The sequence below is a fragment of the Pseudomonas sp. URMO17WK12:I12 genome (assembly GCF_000514395.1).
Lineage (GTDB): Bacteria > Pseudomonadota > Gammaproteobacteria > Pseudomonadales > Pseudomonadaceae > Aquipseudomonas > Aquipseudomonas mucoides.
In genome coordinates this window covers 140,110-149,572 of sequence record NZ_AZVV01000019.1, presented here as the reverse complement: position 1 = coordinate 149,572, position 9,463 = coordinate 140,110, and the positions used below count along the sequence as shown (strand labels likewise).

10 protein-coding genes are annotated in these 9,463 nt (G+C 58.4%); 5 read left to right on the top strand and 5 right to left on the bottom strand.

The window, feature by feature from the left end:
* The first annotated feature begins 226 nt into the window (after positions 1 to 226).
* Positions 227 to 1,114, top strand: a complete 888-nt coding sequence (rhtA, locus tag D882_RS0125185; RefSeq protein WP_027925803.1) for a threonine/homoserine exporter RhtA — start codon at positions 227 to 229, stop codon at positions 1,112 to 1,114.
* A gap of 167 nt (positions 1,115 to 1,281) precedes the next feature.
* On the top strand, positions 1,282 to 1,563 hold the full coding sequence (locus D882_RS0125180) for a hypothetical protein (RefSeq protein ID WP_027925802.1): 282 nt from the start codon (positions 1,282 to 1,284) through the stop codon (positions 1,561 to 1,563).
* Here D882_RS0125180 and D882_RS0125175 read toward each other — a convergent pair.
* On the bottom strand, positions 1,550 to 2,122 hold the full coding sequence (locus D882_RS0125175; RefSeq protein ID WP_027925801.1) for a TetR/AcrR family transcriptional regulator: 573 nt from the start codon (positions 2,120 to 2,122) through the stop codon (positions 1,550 to 1,552). The genes D882_RS0125180 and D882_RS0125175 overlap by 14 nt on opposite strands.
* A 92-nt stretch (positions 2,123 to 2,214) precedes the next feature.
* Here D882_RS0125175 and D882_RS0125170 point away from each other — a divergent pair, with 92 nt between their 5' ends.
* Positions 2,215 to 2,943, top strand: a complete 729-nt coding sequence (locus tag D882_RS0125170) for an SDR family oxidoreductase (RefSeq protein ID WP_027925800.1) — start codon at positions 2,215 to 2,217, stop codon at positions 2,941 to 2,943.
* 37 nt (positions 2,944 to 2,980) lie between these two features.
* Positions 2,981 to 3,571 carry a 2-hydroxychromene-2-carboxylate isomerase gene (locus D882_RS0125165; protein WP_027925799.1) on the top strand — a complete coding sequence of 197 codons (591 nt, stop codon included), beginning with the start codon at positions 2,981 to 2,983 and terminating at the stop codon, positions 3,569 to 3,571.
* Here the strand turns inward: D882_RS0125165 and D882_RS0125160 are convergent.
* Positions 3,568 to 4,566, bottom strand: coding sequence for a zinc-dependent alcohol dehydrogenase family protein (locus tag D882_RS0125160; protein ID WP_027925798.1), 999 nt, complete (start codon positions 4,564 to 4,566; stop codon positions 3,568 to 3,570). The two genes, D882_RS0125165 and D882_RS0125160, sit on opposite strands and share 4 nt — an antisense overlap.
* A 104-nt stretch (positions 4,567 to 4,670) precedes the next feature.
* On the opposite strand from D882_RS0125160, the gene D882_RS0125155 reads away from it, so the two are divergent.
* Positions 4,671 to 5,591, top strand: coding sequence for a LysR family transcriptional regulator (locus D882_RS0125155; protein ID WP_172825933.1), 921 nt, complete (start codon positions 4,671 to 4,673; stop codon positions 5,589 to 5,591).
* On the opposite strand, the gene D882_RS0125150 is transcribed toward D882_RS0125155, so the two are convergent.
* The 3 genes from D882_RS0125150 to D882_RS0125140 form a co-directional block, all read right to left on the bottom strand.
* Positions 5,584 to 7,392, bottom strand: a complete 1,809-nt coding sequence (locus D882_RS0125150) for an aminopeptidase P family protein (RefSeq protein WP_027925796.1) — start codon at positions 7,390 to 7,392, stop codon at positions 5,584 to 5,586. The genes D882_RS0125155 and D882_RS0125150 overlap by 8 nt on opposite strands.
* Positions 7,393 to 7,456: 64 nt before the next feature.
* On the bottom strand, positions 7,457 to 8,614 hold the full coding sequence (locus tag D882_RS0125145; RefSeq protein WP_027925795.1) for an aminotransferase class V-fold PLP-dependent enzyme: 1,158 nt from the start codon (positions 8,612 to 8,614) through the stop codon (positions 7,457 to 7,459).
* A 204-nt stretch (positions 8,615 to 8,818) separates the two neighbouring features.
* Positions 8,819 to 9,433 carry a LysE family translocator gene (locus tag D882_RS0125140; protein WP_027925794.1) on the bottom strand — a complete coding sequence of 205 codons (615 nt, stop codon included), beginning with the start codon at positions 9,431 to 9,433 and terminating at the stop codon, positions 8,819 to 8,821.
* Positions 9,434 to 9,463 lie beyond the last annotated feature (30 nt).

Below are 9,463 nucleotides of genomic sequence, written 5' to 3'. Positions count from 1 at the left end.
AAAACTGCGTAACTCTTTGTTTACCAAGGAGTTTTCCGTTTCGACTGCGCCGGAAGTGGGGCGAATTATAGACATCCAGAATCTGCCGTCAAGCACTGATTTGGTTTTTCTATCGATCAATCCAAAATCGCTGCTATATATAGACGCGCCGGCCACGAATGCGCACTATATTGCCCAACTGCACGACATCAATACTCTCGCTTCCTTTTTCGGACGATGCCACGTAATGAATGATCAGCCCCGCAGCCTTGCCTCGACCTTGTTCTCGGTAGGCCTGTTAATAATAGCCATGGCCTCGATCCAGTCCGGAGCATCCCTGGCTAAAAGCATGTTTCCGGTGATTGGTGCTCAAGGAACCACTACCCTGCGCCTGATGTTCGCCAGCGTGATCATGCTGCTCATGCTACGGCCATGGCGGGCGAAGCTCACCGCAAAATCCCTGCGCACCGTCATCATCTATGGCATGGCACTGGGCGGCATGAACTTCCTCTTCTATATGTCGTTACGCACCGTCCCCTTGGGTATTGCCGTAGCTCTGGAGTTCACTGGGCCGTTGGCTGTGGCGATCTATGCTTCACGCCGTGCGATCGACTTTTTGTGGATAGCACTCGCGGCTATCGGCTTGCTGCTCTTGATCCCTACAGGAGCGACAAGTGCCGGGATTGATCTTGAAGGTGCCGGCTATGCATTGGGCGCGGGTGTCTGCTGGGCGCTGTACATTCTATTCGGGCAAAAGGCCGGCGCCGACAATGGTGTGCAGACTGCTGCATTGGGCGTGATGATTGCTGCATTGTTCGTAGCCCCTATCGGCATCGTCCATGCCGGCGCCGCGCTGCTGACTCCGTCGCTGATCCCCGTGGCCATCGGCGTAGCCATTCTCTCCACCGCCCTGCCCTACACACTGGAGATGGTCGCGCTCACCCGAATGCCAGCTCGCACGTTTGGCACATTGATGAGCATCGAACCTGCGATTGGCGCGTTGTCAGGCCTGTTGTTCCTCCACGAATACCTTTCACTGTCACAGTGGATGGCTATCTTGTGCATCATTCTGGCTTCCGTGGGTGCCACCATGACCATGGGCAGCAGTGCCAAGCCAGCGGTTGCGGCAGATTGAGACAGGATTTGACGCAGGTCTGGTAATTGCCGCTCAATTAGGCCATGTTTAGGCCCGCAACCCAGTGCCATACATGGATTTTTCAGGATAGGGACATCAGAACGCTTCAGCGAAAGCGAATGCAGCCAGACCCGGGCGCAAGATCCGGGAACGCTATAAGGACAGCAATGAAACGAATTTTGATATTGATCGCCGTGCTTGCAGTTGCGGGCTGCGCGGCGACCTCGAAAACATCAGTCAAGCATGGCAAGAAAGGGCTGCATATCAACTGTTCAGGGCTCTCATCCTCCTGGGACAAGTGCTACACCAGCGCAGCCAACTCGTGCGCCCCCAAGGGATACAAGGTCATCGCCAAGTCAGGGGACGCGGTGGAAGAACCAGGCGATTATCCATTCGGCCTCAACCCCGCCGGCTACACCAGCCGCAGCATGATCGTCATTTGCAAGTAGGTTGCTGCCGCCCGGCAATCTGGCGGCCAATCTCATCGTAGCTGGACTTCAACACATTACGCTGGATGTCTGGCGTCGCCAGCATCCGCGCGACGACCAAAGCTCCGATACATTGCGACAAAATGGCCCAAGCCAGGCTGTCGCTCTCCAGGATGCGCGCCCAACTCTCCTGTAGCTGACAAATCCAGCGCTCAGCCTGCTGACGAACCAGCACATCCGAACGAGCGATCTCAGCCCCCAACGCGGGTAATGCACAGCCGGATTCCGGATGTTCGACATGCGCCATGCTCAGGTAGTGCTTGAGGCACCGTTCAAGCTTTTCACGCCCCTGATCGGCGCTTAATCGCTCCAGGCTTTGACACAGCTCACGCTCGACAATTGAGGCGAACAGTTCGTCTTTTGACGAGAAATGGCTGTAGAACGCCCCGCCGCTCAAACCAATCGCCTTCATCAATCCGTCGACACCGACCGTGGCAAAACCCGACTTCTTGGCTGACACCGCGCTGCTTTCCAGCAGCCTCTCTTTGGTTTCCAACTTGTGACTGGCCGAGTAGCGCATTGCCCTCTCCTCAGGATTGATCGCCTTGACGCGTGCCAAATCGTAGCATAACGTTCGTTTAGTTAACGATCGTTTAGCAAAGGGATCAACCCATGAATAATAAGAAAGTCGTACTGGTTGTCGGCGCGGGGGATGCTACCGGCGGCGCCATTGCCAAGCGTTTTGCCCGAGAAGGCTACGTCGCCTGTGTCACCCGCCGCAGTGCAGACAAGCTTCAGCCGCTGGTCGACACCATCAAAGCCAATGGCGGTGACGCCCACGGTTTTGCCTGCGATGCGCGCAAGGAAGAAGAGGTGATAGCGTTAGTCGAACAGATCGAAAGCGAGATCGGCCCCATCGAAGCGTTTGTGTTCAATATCGGCGCGAATGTGCCCTGCAGCATTCTTGAAGAAACGGCCCGCAAGTATTTCAAGATATGGGAAATGGCCTGTTTTTCAGGTTTTCTCAATGCTCGTGAAGTCGCCAAGCGCATGGCCAAACGCCAACGGGGCACCATCCTGTTCACCGGAGCCACCGCTGGTATGCGCGGTGCCGCGGGATTCGCAGCATTCGCCGGTGCCAAGCATGGCATTCGAGCCTTGGCCCAAAGCATGGCCCGTGAACTCGGCCCCATGAACATTCATGTTGCTCATGTCGTCGTCGACGGTGCTATCGATACCGATTTCATCCGAGAGAGCTTCCCGGAAAAGTACGCGACCAAGGATGAAGACGGCATTCTCAACCCCGAGCATATCGCCGAGAACTATTGGTATCTGCACAGCCAGCCACGGGACGCCTGGACGTTCGAACTGGATTTACGGCCCTGGAGCGAACGCTGGTAAGCCCTCCCTCTACAACTATAAACAGAGTGCACCGACCATGAGCAAAACCGTGGAGTTCTTTTTCGACCTCGGCAGCCCGGCCACCTACCTGGCCTATACCCAGCTCCCCAAAATCTGTGAGCAAACCGGCAGCCAATTGATTTACACACCGATGCTGCTGGGTGGCGTCTTCAAGGCCACCGGTAACGCTTCGCCTGCAGTCATTCCGGCCAAGGGCCGCTACATGTTTCAAGACCTGGACCGCTATGCAAAACGCTATGGCGTGCCACTGAAATTCAATCCGCATTTCCCCATCAACACCCTGATGCTCATGCGTGCGGTGACCGGGATTCAGTTACGTCATCCCGAGCGCTTCCTGGCGTTTATCGACTGTCTGTTCAAGGCCCTCTGGGTCGAAGGTCGCAGCCTTGATGACCCGGCCACCGTCGCCGCCGTGTTGACACAAAACGGCTTTGACCCCGATGAAGTACTCGCCCTGACAGCCGACGAAGAGGTTAAAGCCGCCCTTAAGGACAATACCGAGAAAGCAGTACAGCGCGGTGTCTTCGGGGCGCCGAGTATGTTCGTCGACAATCAGTTGTTCTTCGGCCAGGATCGGCTGGACTTCGTGGTTGAAGCCCTGAGTTAAATCTCGACCACCAACCGCCCCTGCGCACCTCCCGCAACGACCAACTCATGAGCGGTCTCGGCAGTTTCCAGCGTGAACTGCCGAGGATCGAGCATCGGTTTCAACTGACCCGCCTCAATCAGCCGCGTCGCATCCTGAAGAATCTGCCCGTGATGCTCACACCCCTTGCCAGTCAACAGCGGCAACAGCGTAAACACCCCGGAATAAGTCGCCCCACGAAACGACAACGGCGCAAGGCTGTGTTGGCCCCAGCCCAGACAGCTCACTACATGCCCTTCATAAACCCGAACTGCCTTGAATGAATCATCCAATACCCCACCGCCCACCGTGTCATAGACGACATCGAAGCCCTCCCCCGAAGTGAACTCAGCCACATAGTCCTCCACCGACGACGCACGATAATCGATGAACGTTGCACCAAAGCTTTCAATAAGCCCCTTATGACCCGCTGAACCCGTGGCGAACACTTCTGCACCGAAAGCCCGGGAAATTTGCACAGCAACATGTCCGACTCCACCCGCACCACCGTGAATCAGCACTTTTTGACCAGCCCGAACCCGCGCCCGATCAACCAGCCCTTCCCATGCCGTGATCAATACCAACGGCAACCCTGCCGCCTCGCGCATGCTCAGATTTTTCGGTTTGTGCGCCAGAAGCCGCGAATCAACCACCGCGAACTCCGCGAGAGAGCCCTGCGCACCACCGATTCCAGTCGCCATCGCATAGACCTCATCGCCCGACAGCCACTCACTGACGCCCTCTCCTATCGCCTCAACGGTCCCCGCGAGGTCCATGCCCAACACAGCCGGCAATGGCTGCCGGGCATGAGCCGCCTGCCCCGAACGAATCTTCGCATCCAGCGGATTCACCCCGCTGGCCTTGATCCTCACCAGCACTTGGCCCGCTCCAGGCACCGGCCGCGGCAGGGAAACCAAGCGTAAAGGGCCGTTGGCCGTGTCAACCATCAGAGCGCGCATTTCAAGTGAGTCAGTCATTTCGGCAAATTCCGTGAGAAGTGGATGTGGAATTAATCTTCTTCCAGTTCACTCATACCGATAAGACGCTATATCGCTATAGTGATCATGCCCATATGGCATCAATGAGAATTCACGTGGACACACTCAACGCAATGGCCACGTTCGTCCGGGTCGTCGAACGTGGCAGCTTTTCGGCCGTTGCCCGGGAGATGCAGACCAGCCAGCCGACTATCAGCAAGTTATTAAGGGCGCTGGAAATCAGACTGGGCGCCAAGCTGATTACCCGTAGCACCCGCCAACTGTCACTGACCGATGAAGGTCAGCGCTACTACAACGAATGCCGGCAAATCCTGGCCGCCGTGGACGCGGCGGAACAGCGTTTTCGATCAGGTCGCGAATCCGTCGCCGGCAACCTGAAAATCGGTTCATCCGTAAGTTTCGGGCGCTTGCACATTGCGCCGCGACTCCCTGCGTTTCTCAAAGCGCACCCTCAGGTTCAGATCGACCTGCAACTCAGCGATCAAAATCAGGACCTGGTCAGTGAAGGGCTGGACGTGACATTCAGAATCGGTGAGTTGGCCGACAGTGGTCTGCTCGCACGCCACGTCGGTACGACCCACCGGATCACGGTTGCAGCGCCTGACTACCTTGAGCAACACGGCGAGCCGCACACCCCGGAAGAACTCGGCGCGCACAATTGCCTGCAATTCAATTTGCTGAACAGTCAGAACCTATGGCATTACGAAAGAGGCAACCAACACCACGAAGTGCGCATCAGGGGTAATGCGCAAAGCAACAACTCCGAGGCCATTCGCGAGATGGTGCTGGGGGGATTGGGCATTGCGCTGTCGCCGGTGTGGCTATTCAGCGAGGATCTGAAGGCCGGCCGAGTGAAGGCGATTTTGCAAGACTACACGGCGCAGTCGCTGCCGATTCATGCCGTGTCCCCGGCGAATCGTCGCCAATCCGCCAGGGTCAAAGCTTTCGTGGACTACATGAGTCAGGCGCTAAAACAAGCGCCTGAACTCCAGCCCGTCAAATAGCCGCGGTACGGGTGTTCAACCATTCAAGGGCCGCGCCATCGAGCAATGGGCTCAAGCGCTCCCGCACTTCGGCGTGGTAGGCGTTGAACCACTGCTTCTCTTCCAGGGTCAGCAGCGACGGCTCCAGGCAACGGGTGTCGATCGGGCACAGTGTCAGGGTTTCGAACTTGAGGAATTCACCAAATTCGCTGGAACCCGCCTCACGGTTCAGCACCAGGTTCTCGATACGCACGCCCCAACGGCCCGGACGATAAGTGCCCGGCTCGATGGACGTGATCATGCCCGGTTGCATCGCCGTTTGCGGAGCCGCAGCAGCCTGATAGGCGATGACCTGCGGACCTTCGTGAACGTTGAGGAAGTAGCCAACGCCATGGCCGGTGCCGTGACCGTAGTCGACGCTTTCAGCCCAGATCGGCGCGCGAGCGATGGCGTCGAGCAATGGCGACAGAATCCCACGAGGGAATTGCGCGCGGGACAGCGCGATCACGCCTTTGAGGACGCGTGTGCAATCGCGTTTCTGTTCAGCAGTGGGTGTACCGACCGGGACCATTCGCGTGATGTCGGTGGTGCCACCCAGGTACTGACCGCCGGAGTCGATCAGCAGCAGACCGTCGCCCTCGATCACTGCGTGCTCTTCTTCGGTCGCGTGGTAGTGCGGCATCGCGCCATTGGCGTTGAACGCAGCAATGGTGTTGAAGCTCAGCGACACGTAGCCCGGACGGCGGGTGCGCGCGGCCGTGAGGTGTTCGTCGATGGTCAGCTCGGTGATGCGCTCACGACCCAAGGCCGAGTCCAGCCACGTGAAGAATTCGCACAGGGCGGCACCGTCCTGTTCCATCGCCTGACGAATATGCTCGGCATCGGCCAGGCTTTTTTGCGACTTGGCGAGCGTGGTCGGGTTCAGGCCTTCGACCAGTTTTACGCCTTTGTCGAGGTTATCCAGCAAACCGGCGGTGACGCGCGCCGGATCGACTTGCAGGCTCGCGCCGCTCGGCACGGCGCGCAACGCAGCAGCCACTTCGCTGTAATCGCGCAGGGTCACGCCGTCTTGTTCGAGCACCGCACGCAGTTCAGTATCGACTTTGCTCAAAGCGACGAACAGGGTGGCCTGCTCCTGACTGATCAAGGCGAAAGATACAAACACCGGATTGAACGACACATCGCCGCCGCGCAGATTAAATAGCCAGGCAATGTCATCAAGGGTCGCGATGAAATGCCAGTCAGCACCACGTTCTTTCAACACTTCGCGCAGTTTCGCCAGTTTCTCGCCACGGCTGACCGTCGCCTGCGGCGGTAAATGCTGGTAGATCGGCTCATTCGGCAATGTCGGGCGATCGCTCCAGACTTCGCTCAACAGATCGATGTCGGTCCGCAGGCGGGCACCGCGCTCTTCGAGTTTGCCACCTAGCGTACGCGCCGACGCCACGGCCATCACTGCACCGTCCACCGCGACGACGCCGCCTTCAGGGGTTTGCTCGGCCAGCCAGTCCAACGGGCCAGGTTGACCCGGTTGCAGCTTGACCAATTCGATGCCGCTGCCCTTGAGTTCCTTGGTCGCTTGCTCCCAGTAACGACTGTCGGCCCAGACGCCGGCAAAATCCGGGGTCACGATCAGTGTGCCGACCGAGCCATGGAAGCCCGACAACCACTGCCGTCCCTGCCAGTAACCCGGCAAATATTCCGACAGGTGCGGATCGGCCGACGGCACCAGCAAGGCATGAATGCCTTCGCGGCTCATCAGTTCGCGGGTTTGCGCCAGGCGCTGTGGCACCGATCCATTGATCGAAGGCTGCGTACTCATCGTGTCTCCTGCTAATCACTTCAGCTTATTGTTGAGTGCCGATCTGAGTCGGCGCTTTAAGGCGCTACTGCCAGAATGCCGGGGCACTGGCGCAGGCCGCTTTGATCAGGTGCACCGCTTGGTCGATGTCTTGCTCGGTGGTGAACCGGCCGAGGCTCAAGCGGATGGTGCGACTCGCCGAGCGGGCGTCATGCCCCAGGGCCAGCAGCACATGGGATGGCGCGTTGCTGGCGGAGTTACAGGCCGACGTCGCAGAAAAAGCGATCGAATGGCTCAACGCCGCAGAATTGAACTCACCTTCGCTGAACGTCAGGCTGAGGGTGTGGGGAATGCGCTGGGCCGGGCTGCCATTGAGGCGAACACCGGGAAGGCTCAGCAACTGCTCAAGCAACCGTTCGCGCAAGCGCACGATCGTGGCTTTCTCGTCATCGAACAGGTCGGCGGCCAAGGCGAAGGCCGCGCCCATCGCTGCGATCTGATGAGTCGCCAGGGTACCGGAGCGCAACCCGCCTTCGTGACCACCGCCGTGAATCTGAGCCTGCAAGCGTTGCTGCGCGCGCGGGCCGACGTACAACGCACCGATGCCTTTGGGACCGTAGATCTTGTGCGCGGAAAACGACATCAGGTCGACCGGCAGGCGCGCCAGATCAATGGCCACCTTGCCCGCGCCTTGAGCGGCGTCGACGTGAAACAACGCATCGCGAGCACGCACGACTTCGCCGATGGCGGCGATATCATTGACAGTGCCGAGTTCGTTATTGACCAGCATCAGCGACACCAGAAAGGTGTCTTCGCGCATCGCTTCGCTGACTGCTTGCGCCGTGATCAAACCTTCGGCGTCAGGCACCAGGTACGTGACCGCAACCCCGGCGTCCTGCAATTGCTTCGCCGTGTCGAGAATCGCCTTGTGTTCGATCTGGCTGGTAATGATGTGCCCGCCGCTGACACCACGGGCCTGGGCCACGCCTTTGAGCGCGAGGTTGTTGGATTCAGTGGCGCCGGAGGTCCAGACGATTTGCTGCGCCGTGGCGCCAACCAGTTCGGCAACCTGCTGCCGGGCGTGCTCGACCGATTGCCTGGCTTGCTGACCATAGGCATGGGAGCTGGACGCCGGGTTGCCGAAATTGCCGGTAAAACCCAGACACTCGACCATGACCTTGATGACCCGCTCATCCACCGGCGTGGTGGCGGCGTAATCGAAATACAACGGACGCTTATTCATAAAAGACTCGCAGAGCGTGTTCCGGGATCAGGAAGCTCATGACGGAAACGTCGAGGCGCAGCCTTGTGAGCTGCGCCGATATTTCAGCACGTTAGAAATACCTGATCGGAAGCCGTTAAAGAAGAACAACTTCATTTAAAAGTGCGTAGGAACGCTCCTGAAGTCGAGCTTAACAGGCATCGGGCAACCGGTTGAAGCAATGCGTCAGCTAAAGCTTTCAAGAAGTAACGGATACAGCGACGCCACCAACAGCGCCGCCATGCCCCAGTTGAACAGGCGCAACCAGCGGCGGTCCTTCAACACATTGCGCAACAACGTGCCGCACCCGGCCCAGAGACCGACGCTCGGCAGGTTGATCAAGGCAAACACCGCCGCAATGATGATCACGTTGGTGAAATAACCCTGCATCGGCGTGTAGGTGCTGATGGCACCGATGGCCATGATCCACGCCTTTGGATTGACCCATTGGAACGCCGCTGCGCCCAGGTAAGTGATGGGTTTGCTTTCGCCGTTCTCGCTCTCGGAGACCGGACCTGAATGGGCGATTTTCCATGCCAGGTACAGCAGATACGCCGCGCCGACGTAACGCAGCACGGTATAGAGCAAAGGATAGGTTTTAAACACGGCACCGAGGCCGAACCCGACGGCGACCACCAGGACAAAGAAACCACAGGTGACGCCCAACATATGCGGGATGGTGCGGTTAAAGCCGAAGTTCACACCCGATGCCAGCAACATGGTGTTGTTGGGGCCGGGAGTAATCGAGGTGACGAGCGCAAACAAGGCCAAGCCCATCAGCAGATCGAGTGAAAGCGTCATCAGCGGCAGTCCATGAGGGTCAATCGGGTG

Excerpts from the sequence above, each read along its gene's own strand:
- rhtA (WP_027925803.1), top strand. The coding sequence starts at position 227 with ATGAATGATCAGCCCCGCAGCCTTGCCTCGACCTTGTTCTCGGTAGGC.
- D882_RS0125180 (WP_027925802.1), top strand. The coding sequence starts at position 1,282 with ATGAAACGAATTTTGATATTGATCGCCGTGCTTGCAGTTGCGGGCTGC.
- D882_RS0125175 (WP_027925801.1), bottom strand. The coding sequence starts at position 2,122 with ATGCGCTACTCGGCCAGTCACAAGTTGGAAACCAAAGAGAGGCTGCTG.
- D882_RS0125170 (WP_027925800.1), top strand. The coding sequence starts at position 2,215 with ATGAATAATAAGAAAGTCGTACTGGTTGTCGGCGCGGGGGATGCTACC.
- D882_RS0125165 (WP_027925799.1), top strand. The coding sequence starts at position 2,981 with ATGAGCAAAACCGTGGAGTTCTTTTTCGACCTCGGCAGCCCGGCCACC.
- D882_RS0125160 (WP_027925798.1), bottom strand. The coding sequence starts at position 4,566 with ATGACTGACTCACTTGAAATGCGCGCTCTGATGGTTGACACGGCCAAC.
- D882_RS0125155 (WP_172825933.1), top strand. The coding sequence starts at position 4,671 with ATGAGAATTCACGTGGACACACTCAACGCAATGGCCACGTTCGTCCGG.
- D882_RS0125150 (WP_027925796.1), bottom strand. The coding sequence starts at position 7,392 with ATGAGTACGCAGCCTTCGATCAATGGATCGGTGCCACAGCGCCTGGCG.
- D882_RS0125145 (WP_027925795.1), bottom strand. The coding sequence starts at position 8,614 with ATGAATAAGCGTCCGTTGTATTTCGATTACGCCGCCACCACGCCGGTG.
- D882_RS0125140 (WP_027925794.1), bottom strand. The coding sequence starts at position 9,433 with ATGACGCTTTCACTCGATCTGCTGATGGGCTTGGCCTTGTTTGCGCTC.